Consider the following 17,309-nt stretch of genomic DNA (forward strand, 5'->3'; position numbering starts at 1 on the left):
CCCCCCGCGTCGCGACAAGGATCGAATCGATTCGGTAAGGTGTGCGCATGGAAACAGTGCTGTCCCGTTCCCAGGTCGCGCGTTGGCGCACGGCCGTCTTCGCCATCTTCCTCGCGAGCGGTCTGAGCATCGCGACGTGGGCGTCCCGCGTGCCGGCGATCAAGACCGCGCTGGGTATCGACAACATCCAGGTCGGCATGCTGCTGCTGGGAATGGGCGTCGCCTCGATCCTGGGCCTCACGGCCAGCTCCGCGATCCTCGCGCGGTTCGGCGCTCGCAAGGGCATGCTCGGAGCGCTCCTCTTCGTCGTGCTCGGACTCGTGCTCATCGGCGTCGGCACCGACTACCTGCACACCTACGGGGTCGTGCTCGCGGGACTCGCGCTCTTCGGCTTCGGCAACGGCTCCCTCGACGTGATGATGAACGTCGAGGGCGCCGCGATCGAGAAGCAGACCGGCAAGACGATCCTGCCGCTGTTCCACGCCTTCTTCAGCTTCGGAACGGTCATCGGCGCGGGGCTCGGCACGGCCGCCGCCGCCATCGCGTTCAGCGTCGTGGCGCACACGGCGATCGTCGCCGTCGTCATCGCCGTCCTGGCCGTCGTGACGGCCTCCAACGTGCCGGTGCGCGACGTCGCGATGGACGTCGACGCGGATGATGCCCCGAAGGGATGGGGCGAGCGCATCCGTCTCGCGCTGAGCGCGTGGAAGGAGCCGCGCACGTACACGTTGGGAGTCATCATCCTCGGCATGGCGTTCGCCGAGGGCGGCGCGAACGACTGGCTCTCCCTCGCGGTCGTCGACGATCACGGTGCCGACCCGGCGCTCGGACCCGCCGCGCTGACGGTGTTCTCGGTGGCGATGACCGTGGTGCGCGTCTTCGGTGGACCGCTCGTCGATCGCTTCGGCCGCGTCGTCGTGCTGCGCTCGCTCGCCGTGACGGCGGCGGTCGGCCTCGTGCTGTTCATCGTCGCCCCGAACATGCCGCTCGTGTTCGTCGGCGCGGCGCTGTGGGGGATGGGCGCATCCCTCGGGTTCCCGCTGGGCATGTCGGCCGCGGCCGACGACCCGCAGCACGCGGCGGCGCGGGTGAGCGCGGCCGCCACGATCGGTTACGTCGCGTTCCTCTGCGGGCCGCCGATCCTCGGCTTCATCAGCGAGCACATCGGCCTGCTGAACACCCTGCTCATCATCGTGGGACTCATCGTGGCGTCGGGCTTCTTCTCGGGCGCCGCACGCCCGCTGGCCATCGCCTCCGACGAGAAGGCGCCGCGCGGTCACTGAGCGGCGTCACCCCGGGCGATCGCCACGGCGTGCGAACGGCTTTCCGCACCCAGCTTCGTCAGCACACTCGACACGTGCGTCTTCACCGTCGGCACGGAGATCTCCAGCAGCGCGGCGATCTGATGGTTGGAGCGCCCTTCCGAGAGGGCGGCGAGCACCTCACGCTCGCGCGGAGTGAGCGCGTCGAGCGCCGCAGCAGCGGGGGAGTGCTCCGGCCGCCGCGTCCGGCGGGCCAGCACCCGCCGGGTCACCCGAGGGTCGAGAACCCCGTCGCCGCGAGCGACGCTGTGCACCGCATCCACCAAGGCCGGCGCCGAAGCCGTCTTCAGCAGAAAACCGACGGCACCGGCGTCGAGCGCCGCGTCCACCAGCTCGTCCTCGTCGAAGCTCGTCAGCACGAGCACGTCGCTCGTGTCGTCTTCGCGGATGCGGCGGGTCGCCTCCACACCGTCCATGCCCGGCATCCGCAGGTCCATCAGCACGACGTCCGGCCGCAGGGCTCGCGCGTTGCGCACCGCCACCGCGCCATCGGCCGCCTCGCCGACCACCTCGACGCCGTGGGCGACGAGCATGATCCGCAATCCCTCGCGGATGGCGGCGTGGTCGTCGGCCAGGAGCACGCGAGGCGCGGTCATCCGGGCACCGCCGCCGGGATGCGGGCCTCGACACGCCATCCATCGGCACGGGGGCCGGCATCCAGCCGCCCGCCCAGGGCCTTCGCACGTTCGCGCAGCAGCTCGAGGCCCCAGCCGTTCCCGACGAGCCGAGCGGGCGGCGCGGATGCTCCGCGGGAGTCCACCCGCACGGACACCTCCCCGGCCTCCTCGACGAGACGGATGCGCACCTCGGCACCGGGCGCGTGACGGACGCAGTTCGCCAGCGACTCCTGCACGATGCGGGCGACGGCCTGGTCCACGGGCGTGCTGAGATCGGCGTCGAGGTCGTTCTCGAGCGACACCTCCAGTCCGGAGCGGCGAGCGGCCTCGGCGAGGTCGTCGATCGACGCGACGCCGGCCGGCGCCGCGATCTGCGTGCCGCCGTCGCGCAGCACGGCGATCATCGTGCGAAGCGTGTCGTGCGCCTGCCGCGACGAGTCGCGCACCGCCCGGAGCGCAGCGCGGTCGGCATCCGGATCCGGCGGCATCGACAGCGCCGCCTCGGAACGGATCGCCATCGCCGCGACGTGCCCGGCGACGACGTCGTGCAGCTCGCGCGCCATGGCGTCGCGTTCGCCCTGCACCGCCGCGTCCCGCTGCCGCGCACCCTCGCGTCGCGCGTCCTCCGCTTGGCGTCGATGCAGCGCGATGAGCTCCCGCGACTGCGCCACCGCCGTGCCGTACCAGTACCCCAGCCCGCCGAGCGCACCCAGCTGCAGAGCGACGAGGAAGGCGGCACGCGCGTCGCCGGTGATCCACCCGGCCGCGATCGACATGACCGCGACGACCGACACCGTCCCCACGAGGATCGGCCGACGGCGCTCCGTCTCGCGGGTGGCGACGTACAGCACGTCGACGGCGACGATGAGGGGAACCAGCCCGCCGAACACGAAGACGTCGACGGCCATGACGATCGCCGCGGCGATCAGCGCAGGGATCGGCCACCGGTCCCGCACGAGGACGAGTGCCACGGCGGCGAGCGCGGGAATCAACGCCCACCACGGAGAGGCGGCGGCGAACATACTCGGCACGATGGCGCCGGACACCGTGAGTCCAAGCGCGCCGGCGGCGAGCGCGATCAGCAGATAGGTGAGCGCGTCGGCGGGCCCCCTGTGCCGGCGCACCCAGCCGCGCAGCCGGGAGACCTCTGCTTCGCCCATGCCTTCATGCAAGCACAGGCATGCGCCTGCGGCATCCGTCGAAGGACGGAGGCGCCGGGGAGAGGGTGCGTCCTTCGCCCGATGTGCGGAGTCCACCACCGTCGAAGACTCGGAGCGTGGACCTCATTCCCGGCGCCCCCCTGCCGCTCACCCTGTTCGTGCTCGCCCTCGTCGACGGACTGAGCGTCGGCACGCTCGTCATCCCCCTGCTGCTCATGATCACGCCGGGCAAGGTGCGCGTCGGGCGTCACCTGCTCTACCTGTCGACGATCTCGATCTTCTACCTCGGGGTCGGCGTGCTGTTCCTGCTCGGGCTGATGAACGTCATCGACGTGGTCGGCGACTTCTTCTCCTCCACCGCGGGGGCGGTGGTGCGCCTGGTCGTCGGCGCGGCGCTGCTGATCGCCGCCTTCGTCATCCCCGCGAACGAGAAGCGGATGCGGGAGCGCCCCGACGCCGGTCCCGGGCGCATCGTCCGGTGGCGCGACCGGCTGGTCGCCGACGGGGTACCCGCGCGCACCGTCATCGCCGTGGCGATCGCGGCGGGAATCGTGGAGCTGGCGACGATGCTGCCGTATCTGATCGGCATGACGCTGCTGGCCGAGTCGCCGCTCGCACTCCCGGTGCAGGTGGGAGCCCTGGCCGCGTACTGCCTCGTCATGGTCCTGCCGGCGCTCGTACTGCTGGGTCTGCGAGTCGTCGCGGCGCGCCTGATCGAGCGCCCCCTCGAGCGACTCGCGGCATGGTTCGCGCGCACGGCCGGCGAGACCACATCGTGGATCCTCGGCGTCATCGGCTTCCTGCTCGCCCGTGCGGCGGCGACCGAGCTCGGCCTGTTCGATCTGCTGTGAACGTCGAAGACGGCCTCGACGGCAACTAGGCTCTTCGGGTGCGTCTCGTCATCGCCCGCTGCTCCGTGGACTACACCGGCCGCCTCAACGCCCACCTTCCCCTCGCGACTCGCCTCCTCGTCCACAAGGGCGACGGCAGTCTCCTCGTGCACTCCGACGGCGGCTCCTACAAGCCCCTGAACTGGATGAGCCCGCCGTGCTCGTTGGCCGTGGAGGAGCCCGACGAGGATGCGGCGAGCGCCGGCGTCATCGAGCAGTGGCGCGTCACACACGCCAAGACCGGCGACGCGCTGCTCGTGCGCCTCTACGAGGTGATCCACGACTCCAGCCACGAGCTCGGCGTGGACCCGGGCCTGCAGAAGGACGGCGTGGAGGCCGACCTGCAGCGTCTGCTGGCCGAGCAGGTGGGGGTCATCGGCGAGCACCTCACCCTCGTGCGCCGCGAGTTCCCCACCGCCATCGGTCCCGTGGATCTCATGCTGCGCGATCCGGATGCGGCCACCGTCGTCGCCCTGGAGGGCGAGACCCCCCGTGCCCTGCACGTGGCCGTCGAGGTCAAGCGTCGAGCGGGCATCGACGCCGTCGAGCAGCTCACGCGCTACCTCGACCTGCTCAACCGCGACTCGCACCTGCGGCCCGTGCGCGGAGTGCTGGCGGCCCAGGCGTTCGCGCCGCAGGCACGCACCCTCGCGACCGACCGCGGCATCGACTGCGTCGTCCTGGACTACGAGGCCATGAAGGGCATCGACAGCGGTCTGCCGACCCTGTTCTGAGTCGCCCCGCCCCCCGCGACCCGCCCGGACGGGCTGACCCCTCGCCAACGCACGATAGCGTGGGAACCATGTCCGTCGGATCCCCGTTCTCCTGCATCCTCTGGGACGTCGACGGCACGCTCGTCGACGCATCCGATGGGATCCTGCGCCGCCTGACGATCACGCTTGAGCACTTCGGGCTTCCGGCGCCGACGCGCGCCGAGCTGGTGCACTGGATCGGACCTCCCCTGTACGAGTCCTTCCAGCACCACGCCGGAATGACGCCGGACGGCGCGACTGACGCGGTCACGTTCTACCGCGCGCTCGGCAAGGCCGACGGCTACACGACCGACGTCAAGCTGTACCCGGGGGTCAAGCAGATCGTCGACGACCTGGCCGCCGCGGGAATTCCTCAGGGCACGGCCAGCTCCAAGCCCGAGAACCAGGTGCAGGCCCTGATGCTGCACTTCGACCTCGCGGAGCACATGACGGCCATCACGGGCGCGACGCCCGATGAGAAGACGCTCGCGACCAAAGCCGACATCGTCGCCGAGGCGCTGCGCCGGATGCGGGCTGCCGGGGTCGACACCTCGCGCCCCGTGCTGATCGGCGACCGGCACCATGACGTGGACGGCGCGACCGCCAACGGCGTACCGGTGATCTTCGTGCGCTGGGGCTTCAGCTGGCCGCACGAGGCCGAGGGCGCCCAGGCCGTCGTCGACAACGCCGACGAACTCCACGCACTGCTGCTGGTCGACTCCGACGCCTGATCCCTTCGCGTCGCTATCGTGAGCGCATGACGACGGACGACGACGCCAGCCGACCGAGGCCCCGCGCCGCGATGCGGGTCGCACGCCGCATGCCCGCGACTCTCGTCCTGGTCGCCGCACTGCTGGTGACCGGGATCATCACCGGCGCGCTCTGGCATCCCTTCCATCGGAACCCGGGCATGGAGCTGTGGGCCTACGGTTGGCCCGCCCTCGAGGCCGGCCGCTGGTGGACACCGGTCACCGGCACCTTCATCGTCGGCCACCCGGGCCTCTACCTCTTCGCGGTGGCGAGCTTCGCGGGAATGGCGTACCTCGAGTTCCGCCGCGGCACACGCGTGGCGCTCGCCTACTTCACGATCGGCCAGCTGTTCGCGGTGCTGGCGGCGGCCCTTCTCGTCTGGACGCTCTCGCTGACCGGCTGGCCCTGGGCGCTCACGCAGGCGAGTGCTCTGGATGTCGGACCCTCCGGCGGCGCGTTCGCCGCCATCGCCGCGGCGGTGGGCCTCCTTCGCGCGCCGTGGCGCATGCGCGTCTGGTTGCTGCTTCTGGGCTACGTCTTCGTCACGATGCTGTTCTGGGGCAATCTCGACGACATCGAGCACCTGCTGGCGGTGGTCCTGGTGCTCTTCGTGGACCGGTCCCTGCGCCCGCAGCGCACGACCGTGCGGGAGCAGCGGCTCGTCGCCTTCCTCGCGCTCATCGTCCTCGCCGTCCTCGAGATGATCGTCTTCGTGGTCCCGACGGACGGCCCCTTCGGATCCACCACTCCCGGCTCGGGCTCGATCTGGGATGTGGCGATCGACGTGGTGGCGATCGCGCTCATCGCCAACGGGCTGCGACGCGGCCGTCGGTGGGCCTGGATCCTCGGGCTCCTGCTGACGGGCCTCAATCTTCTGTCGTTCGCTCTCCTCATCGCCCTGATCGCCCTGTCGAGCTGGACCGAAGCGGCGGACGTCCTTTCGGGCGATCCCTCGCTCTCGCTCGCGACCGGCGTGCTCTGGCTGCTCGTTCTCATCTACCTCGTCTGGGTGCGCGGCGCCTTCCGCGCGCGCCGGCGCACCCGCATCGGGCAGCCGCCCGCGCCGGATCAGACCGCACTGCGCGAACAGCTGCACCGCTTCGGCGGGGGGACGCTGTCATGGATGACGACCTGGGAGGGCAACCACTACGCCCGGGTGTCGGAGAGCATCGTCGCGTTCCAGAGTCGCGCCTCCGTCGCGCTGGTGCTCGCCGATCCGATCGGCCCGGAGGCAGACGCGCGCGCCGCCGTGTCGGCGTTCATCGACTCGGCCGAGCGCGCCGGCCTCGTGCCCTGTTTCTTCAGCGCGAGCGAACGGACCCGTGACGCGGTGCCCGAGAGCTGGCGCAGCCTCGTGGTGGCCGACGACACGATCGTGGACCTTCCCGGACTCGAGTTCACCGGCAAGGCCTGGAACGCCGTCCGCACCTCCTTCAACCGGGCGGGGCGCGAGGAGATGACGTTCCGACTCACGCGGCTCGCCGACGAACCGTGGGGGATCCGCGCCCAACTGCGCGCGATCTCCGAGAGCTGGGTGGGCGACAAGGGCCTCCCGGAGATGAGCTTCACCCTCGGCACCCTGACCGAGGCCGCCGACCCGGAGGTACGTCTCGCGCTCGCGATCTCACCCGCGGGCGATGTCGACGGGTTCCTGTCGTGGCTCCCCGTCTACGCGCCGGGCGGCGGCATCCACGGCTGGACGCTGGATCTCATGCGTCGGCGCGAGGGCGGCTTCGGTCCGGTGATGGAGTTCCTCATCGGCTCATCCGCCAAGGCGTTCTCCGAGGAGGGCGCGCAGATCATGTCGCTGTCGGGAGCGCCGCTCGCCCACGACTATCCGCCGGATGCGGGACTCATCGCCGAGCTGAGCGGCAAGCTCGCCGAGGCGCTGGAACCCGTCTACGGCTTCCAGTCACTGCATCGGTTCAAGGAGAAGTTCCACCCGCGCTACGAGACCATGTACCTGCTCTACCGCGACGAGAGCGACCTCACCCGCATCGGCCTCGGGCTCACGAGAGCCTTCCTGCCGACGGCGACGCTGCGTCAGTTCGCCGGAGCTGGTCTCGAACTCGTCCGCGGAACCTCCTGACGCGAACGCAAGAGGGACGGGATGCCAGGCATCCCGTCCCTCTTGTCGATTCGCGCCTCAGAGAGCGCGGATCTTCGCTGCCTGCAGACCCTTGGGGCCCTGCTCGACCTCGAACTCGACCCGCTGGTTCTCCTCGAGCGAGCGGTATCCGTTGCCGTCGATCGCGCTGAAGTGAGCGAAGACGTCCGCGCCCCCCTCATCGGGAGCGATGAACCCGAAACCCTTCTCGGAGTTGAACCACTTGACCGTACCCGTCGTGCTCATGCCTTGCCTTCTTGTGCGTCCGGCACCCTCTGCGCCAGTGACCTCCCACCGTAGCGGCGCGGAGCGGCCAGTGGGAAGAGTTGCAGATGGTGACGAAATCGTTGCACGGGCGACGCGGGCCGTTAACCATTCGACGCCCGGGCCGAGCTGAGCTCATAGGCCCGGGCGTCGACGGATCCCCCCGGATACGTCGCGCGGAGCGCGACAGCGATCACTCTACTGTGTCGCCGCCGAATCGCCACAGAGATTCCCCGGCGACAGGGCAAAACTCCGCGGTCGTTCCGCGGGCCGCGCCGTAGACTGGTCGCGCCATGGCCGACCACCCGACATCGCGGCCGCCGCGCCGTCGCCGGATGCTCGGAGACGAGGTCTTCGAGCTGCTCGGTCGCGCCATCCGCGACGGAAAGCTCGCCCCCGGACAGTCCCTGCGCGACGTGGAGCTGGCCGAGCGCTTCGGCATCTCGCGCACACCGGTACGCGAGGCGCTGCAGCGGCTGGAGCGCATCGGACTCGTGGAGATCTCCGCGAACCGGTTCACCCGCGTCACCGTGCCCACCGAACGCCTCGTCGCGGATACCCGCGCCTTCATCGTCGGCTTCACGGCAGAGGCCCTGCGTGCGGGACTGCCGACGTGCTCGGACGAACAGCTGACCCTCCTCGTCGCCGCCTACGACCGCATGCTCGCCACTCCCGTCGGCACAGGCGGGCACACCGAGGCATCGACCGCCTTCTTCCGGACGCTCTCGATGGCCACCGGCAACATCGTGCTCGGCCGATTCATCCGCGAGACGTCACTCACCCTCGAGCGGAATCTGCAGGGCTGGGCGTTCATCGACGTCACCTCCGACATGGGGCGCCGAGCCGGGGACGCCCTGCGGGGCGCCCTCGTCAGCCGCAACGCCGCGCGAGGCGATGCGATCCTGCGCTCGTATCACCGCCGACGGAGCCAATGAGAAAGGCCCCCTCCTGCTGGGGGGAGCGGAGGGGGCCGTGGAGCCCCTCGATTGGGGGAGGTGAAGGGCTCGTGCACTCAGAGTACCCCTGTCCCCCATATGGGGGACAAATCCGTGTCATCGCATAAGCAACACTCAGGTTCTTCTGCGACCGCCGTCAGGCCCAGTCGAGGGCGGACCGCCGCTGCCAATAGCTGTCCGGATCGACGGCGAACGACGGCATCGGGAGTGCGCCCGCCGGCGCGCTGCGCTCGGCTCCGCGACGCAGCTGGTCGTCGGTGGCGGCGCCGCTGAGCACGATGTCGGCCCACTCCTGACGACGAGCAACCGCGAATGCGTACTCGTCGACGGTGAGCGATGCGGTGCGCGCCGCATCCCTCACCACCGTCGGCGCGTGGGAGTCGCTCAGCCAGCCGTTGGCCAGCACCTCCTTCAGCACGACGGTCCACCCCGCATCGTGCGCCCGTGCGAGAGCGTGGCCCGCCGAGGGCTCGAACACGTTCCACGTGGACTGCACGACGGAGAAGAGGTCGCCGTGCTCCGCTCGCGCCCGGTCGATGACCTCGGCCTGGCGGGGCCCGCTCGTCGAGATGCCCACCCGGACTCCGGCGTCGCGGATCTCGCCGATCCGCTGCCGCAGCGCCGCGTCGGCGAGCGCGGGGGAGTCGGGCGTCACGGAGTGGATGAGATAGAAGTCCGGTCGGCCGCCGAGGGCGGCGAGCGTCTCGGGCCACTGCCGGTCGAGCATCGTGAGCGTGTGCTCCTTCCGCTCATGGACCCCGGCCGCGGGATCCCAGCCGCCGACGTACTCGTAACCCCACTTGGAGCCGATCGTCAACGACGCGCGGCGCTCGGGGTGCGCGGCGAGCCAGGAGCCGAGGAACTCCTCGGCCAGGCCATAGGAGCGCGCCGCATCCAGGTAGCGGATGCCGAGAGCCCACGCGGTGTCCAGGAGCGCGTGGACCCGGCTCCGAAGAGCGGCGACCGAGCGGGCCGCGGGGGTTCCGAGATCGTGTTCGCGATCGCTCGTGATGTAGGCGGGACGCCCCACGGCCGCGAGACCGAATCCGAGTTCCGCCGTGTGCGCTGACTCCTGCATGTGCCCATCCTCCGCGTCGCCGTCTCCAGTATCGGATGCGGCGCGCGAGGTGTGGTGGGCGCCGCCACCCGAGCGGCGCCCACCGAGGCCGCGGGCAGCGGTGTCAGCGATCCCGTCACGACCGCCCGACGCGGCGTGATGACGAGCTCTCCCCCCAAGGGACACCGCCGCATCCGCGGCAACCGTTCCAGACAACCCGATCGGATGCGGGCCGTCATCATCCGTATGGATGAAATGCCCTCGTCCTGCGGTCGGATCCGGGCGCCGCGCCGCGGCGACGGTCCACCATAGGATCGGCGGCGGAGAAGCCCCATCCCGACGAGACGAGAAGGCCGGCACCGGATGCGACCAGTCCCCCCATCCGTCGCCGACGCGTCGGTCGCGTCCTCCGGACCGTTCGCTCTCCTCGATCGCTGGCGCACGAGTGTGATCTTCGCGGCCATCATGTGCGTCGCGACGCTGGCGCAGGTGCTGGTCACGCCCCTCTCCGCTCTCGTCGACGTCGGAATGGCCTGGACGATTCCGCTGAGCCCCGCCGTCATGATCACGACGCTCACACTCGGGTGCATGCTCCAGTCGGCCGGCCTCGCGCTCAGCGCCCGGCGGCCGGTCCTGGCTCTCACGGCGACGATCGCCGTCTACGTGGCGCTGCTGTTCGTCACCGATGCCCCGACGTGGCTCGCCGCCATGCAACTGGTGATCGTGCTGGCGCTCTTCCTCGTGGCCGCGCGTGCGACGCCGGCTCTCGCTCTCGGATGGGCGGCGCTGGTCACCTCGGCGGTCGCGCTCGTGTGGGTGGGCTGGACGACGACGCTCGGCGAGAACCCCGCGCACATCGTCGCCTTCCTGATCGCGGAGATCACCCGCTTCGCCCTGCTCGCCTTCTCGGCCGCCGCCCTCGGCATCTGGTGGCACGTCGTGGTCTCGCGCGCGGAGCGGACTCGCCGCGGTGCCGAGGCCGTCGAGCGCGAACACGAGGAGCGCATCGAGCAGGCGAGGGCGGCCGAACGCGCGCGCATCGCCCAGGAGCTCCACGACGTGGCCGGGCAGCATCTGGCGGGACTCATCACCCTCGCCGATGCTGCGCTGAAGATGGCGCCGGCGCATCCCGCCGATGCGCTCGAGCTGGTCGCGGATGTCCGCGCCGAGGGACGGTTCGCTGCGGCGAGCCTGTCCAGCGCGCTGCAGGATCTGCGAGCGGTGGACTCCGAGCCGGTCGAAGTCACCCGGGACCTCCGTCAGACCGCGGAACTCGTCGAGTTCTGGCGGGCGCGCGGTGCAGATGTGCGGCTCATCAGCACAGCGAGCCCCGACGATCTGCCGGCCGTCGTCTCCACGACGGCGTACCGCGTCATCGCCGAGTCCCTCACGAACGCGGCTAAGTATGCCCCCGGTGCGCGCGTCGACGTGGCGGTGGGGCTGTCCGAGCGGGCGCTGGAGGTCACCGTCACGAACACCCCCGGCCCGGACGACGCCGAGCGCCACCCGGGTATCGGGCTGGGATGGGGACTCACGACGCTGGGCGACCGCGCCGAACTGCTCGGCGGCTCTCTCACGGCGTCAGCGACCCCGGACGGAGGCTGGCGCGTGCACACCCGCCTGCCCGTCGCGTTGGCCGAGGTCTGACGTGGACACCGATCGGCAGCCCATCCGCGTGCTCATCGCGGACGACAACCGCGCGGTCCGGCGAGGTCTCCGGCTCCAGCTCGAGCAGATCGCCCAGATCCACGTCATCGGCGAAGTGGCGACGGGAGAGGATGCGGTCGCCCTCGCCAGATCGGAGCGCGCCGACGTCGTGCTGATGGACCTGCAGATGCCCGCGATGAACGGGTTGGAGGCCACCCGCATCCTGCGCCGTGAAGCGCACGGGGCGACGCCGGCGGTCATCGTGATGACGAGCTTCGCGGTCGACCAGCTCGTCCTGGAGGCGCTGGACTCCGGTGCGGTCGGATACCTTCTGAAGAGCCACGACTCGGATCAGCTCGTACCGGCCGTCCTCGCCGCCGCGCGCGGCGAGGCGCTCGTGTCGTCGCGCGTCACCGCATCCATCCTCAAGGAGCTCGTGCGCCGCCGCCCCGCCGCCGCGGATGCGGATGCCCTCCATTCGCTGTCGCCCGCCGAGAGGCGCGTGGTCGCGGCTCTGGCGATCGGTGTCACGGGCAGCGACGCCATCGCCGCGCACCTGCACCTCTCGGTGCACACGGTGCGCTCGCACCTCCAGTCCGCCATGCGCAAGACCGGGACGCAGGATCGCACTCAGCTCGCGCTGTGGGGCGTGCGCAATCGTCTCGACGCCTCGGCGCCTTCGTCGATCGGTTGAACGGGCGGAGGGGGACGAGCCGCCACGACATGTACGGACACCCAGCTCACTGCCAGGTACCGCCGCTGCTGCGCGAAACCTCGGCAGTGTAGGAAAGAAGAGCAAAGCACTCTCACGACATCAGGGGGACATCGTGGAGGAAACCGGCTACATCCGTGCACGCCTGAGCGCACCGCCTGCCACGGGAGCCGCCTGGCGGGCCACGCTCCGCCTCATCAACGGCGACGGTGACGCCGTCGCTCGCCGCGAGGTCGAACTCGAGGCGACCCGCGCCGAGGACGTGCCCGCCGCACTCCACGCCGCGATCGCTGCGCTGGTCGGCGACGAGATAGAGATGGCCGAGAGCCTTCCGCCCCTGGTCGGCGACGTCGTCGAGCTCGAGGTACCGCTGCGCTGCCGCCAGAACGCATCCTGACGGAGCGTCGACCGCTCAGCGTCGGGACAGCAGCGACGTCACCTGGAGGCGTCCGCTGTGGATCCAGACATCCGAGAACTCGATCGGTCGCCCATCGGCGAGGTAGGTCACCTGCTGCATGTACTGCACCGGTTCGCCGACCCTCAGGCGCAGGGCGTCGGCGATCTCCTCGGTCGCGGCTTCGGCGCTGAACGTCCGACGCGCGGTGCCGATCTTCATCCCGAACTTGCCCTCGAGGGTTCCGAACAGGCTCTCCCGCGAGAAGTCGGTCTCGAGGATGCCCGGTGTGAGATCCAGCCTCACGTAGTTCGTGAGAAGAGTGACGGGATCCCCGTCGGTGGAGCGCAGACGCGACAGCCGCAGCACCTGACCGCCCGCGGGCACGTCCAGCAGGGCCGCGACCGGCCGTGGCGGCTCGATGGCCTCGGCGCTTCGTACCTCGGTGTCGAACACGACCCCCTGATGGGCGAAATCCTCCGACAGGGTGCTGAGACGCTGGGCGATCGCGGGCTCGAAGGTCGTGGAAGTGACGAAGGTGCCGCGGCCCCGCACCTGACGCAGAAGTCCCTCCTCGATCAGCGTCGTCAGAGCCCGCCGCAGTGTGCCACGACTCACGCCCAGTTCTGCGGCGAGCTCGGGCTCGCTCTTGAGTCGGTAGTGAGCGGGCCATTCGCCGGTGGCGACGCGATTGCGGATGCGCTCGGAGATCTGCGAGTGAATCGCCACTGGAGCGTCTCTGTCGATCCCGGCTGCCGCCTTCTCGCTACTCATTGCTCCCCCTGACCTTTCGTCTATCGTCCCGCATCCGCTGCGAATCCGGTGCGGGGCTGTGGGCACGGCTCACGCCGCCCCCACAGCCCCGGGACATCAGTAGCTGACGGTGGACTCGTCACCGGTGTCGGTCACGATCTGGATGCCCGCACTCGTGCCCATGAGCACCGCACCCGCGTCCAGGAGGGTCAACGCCTGCGGATAACCCTTGATCGAGCCGGAGGCCTTCACCTGCACGCCGTCGCGGGCCCGCTCGACGAGATAGCGGACGCTGGCGGCATTGGCCGTCTCGATCGCGCCGCTGGAGGCATTCTTGAGGAACGCGACCCCGGCTTCCTGCGCCAGTTCGACCGCGGCCTCCTTCTCCGCGTCCGTGAGCAGCGGAAGCTCGAGCATCACCTTGACGGGGATGCCCGCCGCGCGCACGACGCCCGCGATGTCCTCTCGGAAGGCGTCGTACATGCCGCTCTTGAGCCAGCCGATCTGTACACCGATGTCGAGCTGCGTCGCCCCGAGACGAGCGATCTCGGCCGCCTCGGCAGCCTTTCCGGCGCTGGTCATCACGCCGACGGTGGGGAAGTCGAGCGCGGACGCGATGCCGATGCCCGTTCCGGCGAGCTCGGCGGCGACCACCGGCACCCAGGATGCGGGCACCATCGCCGCGTTGAAGCCGTACTCGACGGTCTCTCGCGCGTGGGCGATCATCTCGTCGCGCGTGGTTCCGAGCTCGATCTTGGTGTGCTGGATGTACGGCGCGAGCTCAGCGGGCTTCAGCCGGGTGGACGGGGACGTCGCGATGTCGGACACTTTCTTCTTCTTTCTGTTGGCGGATCGAGACGAGCTGACGCTCAGAGCTTGGATGCGTAGTAGTCCGGGGCGATGACGCCGTCACCGCCGAACCAGCGGGGGACATCGACTCCGCAGAAGAGACCGATGTTGCCCCAGGGCTCGAACGCTCCCGTGCGCACGATGACCTTGGCCTGATAGGCGAGCTCGCCGAGCATGTCGGCGTGCGAACGGGTGGTGAACTCCGCGTCGGCGAACGTGCCGTGCAGCCACTCGTCGAGTCGGGGATTGTTCGTCGTCACGTCCTGTGCGCGCACCACGCCTTCGACCACGATCTCGCGCGAGATGAGCTCGAGGACGGTGCGCAGATCCGGCAGATTCTCAGCGATGGCGAGATCGATGCGGTGGGCGTCGCGCGGGATCGGGAAGCCGGCGTCGACGACGAGGACGAGATCGGTGTGGCCGAGCGTCGCCAGCGCACCGCTGAGCTCGGCGTTGAGGATGCCGTGTCGCTTCATGATGTCTCCTGTCTGTGGGGTGTGGGCTTGGTGCGGTTCATGCGGCGGCGTCTGCTCCGGTGGCGGCGCTCATGATCGACTCCTCGGTCGCCGTGGCGGAGTCGACGACGTCCACGACGCGCCCCTCGGCCATCACCACGATGCGATCCGTGATGGTGAGCAGCTCCGGCAGATCGGACGAGGAGCAGAGGATGGCCACGCCACGGTCGGCGAGGGCGAAAAGCTGCTCGTAGATCTCGGCTTTGGCTCCGACGTCGACCCCACGAGTCGGCTCGTCGAGGATGAGCACAGCGGGATCGATCGCGATCCACCGCGCGAGCATCGCCTTCTGCTGGTTGCCCCCCGAGAGGTTCGTGATGGGCTGATCCATCGTGGCGGTCTTGACGCGAAGACCCTCCGCCAGCGTGCGCGCGCCCCGGTCGAGCGCGCCTCGACGCACGAGGCCCGCCCGACTCAGCGCCTTCACGGTGAGCACCGCGATGTTCTCGGCGACACTCATCGTCGTCAGCAGGCCCTGCGCTCTGCGCTCTCCGGGAACGAACCCCAACCGACGGTGCACGCTGGTGATGGGGTCCCGCTTCGCGTAGGGCTCGCCGAGCAGCTCGACGCTCCCGTCGTCGCCCTTGTCACTGCCGAACAGATGGTGCAGCATCTCGACGCGACCGCTGTCGGGCAGTCCCGCGACGCCGACGATCTCGCCCGGTCTCACATCGAGGTCCACCCCCGTGTGCCGCTTACCGGTGAGGGAACGAACCGAGAGTGCCGGTGCGGCCCCCGCGGCCAGCGCCGGCCGCTGCTGCGCTCGTGATGCGAACTGACCGAGCTCGCGCCCGACCATGGCCGCCACCGCCTGGTCGGGAGTCACCTCGTCCCGGCGCCATGAGGCGACGTGCCGACCATCGCGGAGCACCTCGATGCGGTCGGCGAGTCGGAAGACCTCCGGCATCCGATGCGAGACGTAGACCATCGTGGTCCCCTGCGCCTTGAGTGTCTGCATCAGCGCGAACAGTCGGTCGGACTCGGCGGGTGTGAGCATCGCCGTCGGCTCGTCCAGGATGAGCACGCGGCACTCTCGGGCGATCGATCGGGCGACGACGACGAGTTGCTGGGTGGCGAGATCCAACGACCGCACGGGAATCGTCGGATCGAGACGGAGATCGAGTTCCGCCAGCAGCGCCGTCGCACGGGCGAGCATCCGTCGCCGGGAGGGGAAGAGACGGTTTCCCGGTTCGATGCCCGCGAGGATGTTCTCGGCCACCGAGCGGTCGGGAAGCAGGGACAGTTCCTGGGGAACGATCGCGATCCCGTGCGCGGTGAGCATGTCGGCGGGCTCGAACGTCGTGACGGTCTCACCGAAGACGGTGATGCTTCCCCCGCTCGGCGGCTGCAGCCCCGCGAGGATCTTGAGGAGGGTGGACTTGCCCGCGCCGTTCTCGCCGAGCAAGGCCGTCACCTCGCCCTCTGTGATGTCGAAGCTCACGTCCTGAAGCGCCACGACCGGACCGAACTTCCGGCTGAGGTGCTCGATGCGGACGGCGAGCGGAGGAAGCGTGCTCATCAGCCCTCCACCGTGGCCTCGTCGAGGTTCTCGAGCGTGATGAACTGCGCGCCCGTGTCGACACCGGTGATCTCGGTGCCCTTCGTGAGGAAGTCGTACAGAACCTTGACGGCCTGATATCCCTGTTCCTGCGGGTTCTGGCTGATCGTGAACGAGACGACCCCGTTCTTCACGAAGTCGGCCGTCTGCGGCAGCAGGTCGAATCCGACCATGGTGATCTTCCCGGTGTTGCCCGTCTGCTGGACCCACTTCGCGGCGGCGGTGGTGCTGCAGCAGTCGAGGCCCGCGATCGCGATCGCGTCCGACTGGCCGGCCATCGTCGACTCGACCGTGTTGTAGGCCGCATTCGGCTCGTTGCCCACGTTCACCGGCCCGACGATCTCCAGTCCAGAGCCCTCCAGCCCCTTCTCGAACCCGCTGAAGCGGTCGTTCGACCAGCCGGCGCCGGTGTCGAGTGAGAAGACCACGACCTTGCCCGCGGCCCCTTCGCCGAGAACCGAGAGGAGTTCTTCGGACTCGGACTGGCCGGATGCGGCCAGATCCTGTCCGACGAAGCCCATCTGCTTGGAACCCGGGTTGTCCGTGTTGAAAGAGATGATCGGGATGCCCGCGTCATAGGCCTGCGCGATGACGGGCTTCAGTGCGTCGCTGGACGAACTCGAGACCGCGAGCGCATCGACGGACTGCTGCTGGATGAGGGTCTGCAGTTCGGAGACCTGCTTCGCGGCGTCGCCTCCGGTCGGGCCGATGAGCTGGACATCCGCGCCGAACTCTTGGCCTGCCCGTTCCATCCCGGCCGAGATGGGGGTCGCGAAAGCCAGAGACGGGTCGTGGTAGCTCAGCTTGATTCGCAACGGCTCGCCATCGTCGATGCGCTTCTGGATGTACTCGGCCAGCTGGAAGCCGCCCGATGACGACGAGGACTCGGTTCCGGTGGTGATGGCGCCGCAACCACTGAGGGCCAGCGCCGCCGACGCGGCCACGGCCGCAGTGGCGAGCAGGCGCCGGGCGATACGTGAGAGGGACATCGATACTCCTTTGTTGG

General features: G+C 69.8%; 18 protein-coding genes. 9 read left to right on the forward strand and 9 right to left on the reverse strand.

Features of this window, described 5'->3' with window-relative positions; all coding sequences use genetic code 11:
• The first annotated feature begins 47 nt into the window (after window positions 1-47).
• Complete coding sequence (locus EHF32_RS12340) at window positions 48-1,283, forward strand: MFS transporter (protein ID WP_137418463.1); 1,236 nt, start codon at window positions 48-50, stop codon at window positions 1,281-1,283.
• On the opposite strand, the gene EHF32_RS12345 is transcribed toward EHF32_RS12340, so the two are convergent.
• Entirely contained in the window at window positions 1,277-1,918 is a 642-nt protein-coding gene (locus EHF32_RS12345) for a response regulator transcription factor (protein ID WP_137418464.1), read from the reverse strand. The genes EHF32_RS12340 and EHF32_RS12345 overlap by 7 nt on opposite strands.
• Complete coding sequence (locus tag EHF32_RS12350) at window positions 1,915-3,099, reverse strand: sensor histidine kinase (protein WP_137418465.1); 1,185 nt, start codon at window positions 3,097-3,099, stop codon at window positions 1,915-1,917. Before EHF32_RS12350 ends, EHF32_RS12345 begins: the two co-directional genes overlap by 4 nt.
• A gap of 116 nt (window positions 3,100-3,215) precedes the next feature.
• Between EHF32_RS12350 and EHF32_RS12355 the strand changes: the two genes are divergently transcribed.
• From EHF32_RS12355 to EHF32_RS12370, 4 genes are all read left to right on the forward strand, one after another.
• Window positions 3,216-3,950: a GAP family protein gene (locus tag EHF32_RS12355; protein WP_137418466.1), complete on the forward strand. Its 735-nt coding sequence runs from the start codon at window positions 3,216-3,218 to the stop codon at window positions 3,948-3,950.
• Window positions 3,951-3,988: 38 nt separating this feature from the next.
• Complete coding sequence (nucS, locus tag EHF32_RS12360) at window positions 3,989-4,723, forward strand: endonuclease NucS (RefSeq protein ID WP_137418467.1); 735 nt, start codon at window positions 3,989-3,991, stop codon at window positions 4,721-4,723.
• A 68-nt stretch (window positions 4,724-4,791) separates the two neighbouring features.
• Window positions 4,792-5,472, forward strand: coding sequence for an HAD hydrolase-like protein (locus EHF32_RS12365; protein ID WP_137418468.1), 681 nt, complete (start codon window positions 4,792-4,794; stop codon window positions 5,470-5,472).
• A gap of 26 nt (window positions 5,473-5,498) precedes the next feature.
• Window positions 5,499-7,580: a bifunctional lysylphosphatidylglycerol flippase/synthetase MprF gene (locus tag EHF32_RS12370; RefSeq protein ID WP_238343702.1), complete on the forward strand. Its 2,082-nt coding sequence runs from the start codon at window positions 5,499-5,501 to the stop codon at window positions 7,578-7,580.
• A 57-nt stretch (window positions 7,581-7,637) separates the two neighbouring features.
• On the opposite strand, the gene EHF32_RS12375 is transcribed toward EHF32_RS12370, so the two are convergent.
• A complete protein-coding gene (locus EHF32_RS12375) occupies window positions 7,638-7,844 on the reverse strand; it encodes a cold-shock protein (RefSeq protein WP_137418469.1) in 207 nt (68 codons plus the stop codon).
• Window positions 7,845-8,155: 311 nt separating this feature from the next.
• Here EHF32_RS12375 and EHF32_RS12380 point away from each other — a divergent pair, with 311 nt between their 5' ends.
• On the forward strand, window positions 8,156-8,797 hold the full coding sequence (locus EHF32_RS12380; protein WP_137418470.1) for a GntR family transcriptional regulator: 642 nt from the start codon (window positions 8,156-8,158) through the stop codon (window positions 8,795-8,797).
• Between the two features lie 157 nt (window positions 8,798-8,954).
• Here the strand turns inward: EHF32_RS12380 and EHF32_RS12385 are convergent, their stop codons facing one another.
• A complete protein-coding gene (locus tag EHF32_RS12385; RefSeq protein ID WP_137418471.1) occupies window positions 8,955-9,896 on the reverse strand; it encodes an aldo/keto reductase in 942 nt (313 codons plus the stop codon).
• A 342-nt stretch (window positions 9,897-10,238) separates the two neighbouring features.
• On the opposite strand from EHF32_RS12385, the gene EHF32_RS12390 reads away from it, so the two are divergent.
• The 3 genes from EHF32_RS12390 (at window position 10,239) to EHF32_RS12400 (ending at window position 12,631) form a co-directional block, all read left to right on the forward strand.
• Complete coding sequence (locus EHF32_RS12390; RefSeq protein ID WP_137418472.1) at window positions 10,239-11,522, forward strand: sensor histidine kinase; 1,284 nt, start codon at window positions 10,239-10,241, stop codon at window positions 11,520-11,522.
• 1 nt (window position 11,523) lies between these two features.
• Window positions 11,524-12,216: a response regulator transcription factor gene (locus EHF32_RS12395; protein ID WP_137418473.1), complete on the forward strand. Its 693-nt coding sequence runs from the start codon at window positions 11,524-11,526 to the stop codon at window positions 12,214-12,216.
• Between the two features lie 133 nt (window positions 12,217-12,349).
• The gene (locus EHF32_RS12400; RefSeq protein WP_137418474.1) at window positions 12,350-12,631 is read left to right on the forward strand and encodes a hypothetical protein; all 282 of its coding nucleotides are present in this window, start codon (window positions 12,350-12,352) and stop codon (window positions 12,629-12,631) included.
• A 15-nt stretch (window positions 12,632-12,646) separates the two neighbouring features.
• Here EHF32_RS12400 and EHF32_RS12405 read toward each other — a convergent pair whose 3' ends face one another.
• From EHF32_RS12405 to EHF32_RS12425, 5 genes are all read right to left on the reverse strand, one after another.
• Entirely contained in the window at window positions 12,647-13,357 is a 711-nt protein-coding gene (locus EHF32_RS12405) for a GntR family transcriptional regulator (RefSeq protein ID WP_202876816.1), read from the reverse strand.
• 141 nt (window positions 13,358-13,498) lie between these two features.
• Window positions 13,499-14,209, reverse strand: coding sequence for a deoxyribose-phosphate aldolase (gene deoC / locus EHF32_RS12410; RefSeq protein WP_137418476.1), 711 nt, complete (start codon window positions 14,207-14,209; stop codon window positions 13,499-13,501).
• 41 nt (window positions 14,210-14,250) lie between these two features.
• Window positions 14,251-14,706, reverse strand: a complete 456-nt coding sequence (rbsD, locus tag EHF32_RS12415; RefSeq protein ID WP_137418477.1) for a D-ribose pyranase — start codon at window positions 14,704-14,706, stop codon at window positions 14,251-14,253.
• Window positions 14,707-14,743: 37 nt separating this feature from the next.
• The gene (locus EHF32_RS12420; protein ID WP_137418478.1) at window positions 14,744-16,264 is read right to left on the reverse strand and encodes a sugar ABC transporter ATP-binding protein; all 1,521 of its coding nucleotides are present in this window, start codon (window positions 16,262-16,264) and stop codon (window positions 14,744-14,746) included.
• A complete protein-coding gene (locus EHF32_RS12425) occupies window positions 16,264-17,292 on the reverse strand; it encodes a substrate-binding domain-containing protein (protein ID WP_137418479.1) in 1,029 nt (342 codons plus the stop codon). Before EHF32_RS12425 ends, EHF32_RS12420 begins: the two co-directional genes overlap by 1 nt.
• Between the last annotated feature and the right edge of the window lie 17 nt (window positions 17,293-17,309).

Source organism: Microbacterium sp. RG1 (assembly GCF_005347485.1).
In the GTDB taxonomy this organism is placed as follows: Bacteria; Actinomycetota; Actinomycetes; order Actinomycetales; family Microbacteriaceae; genus Microbacterium; species Microbacterium binotii_A.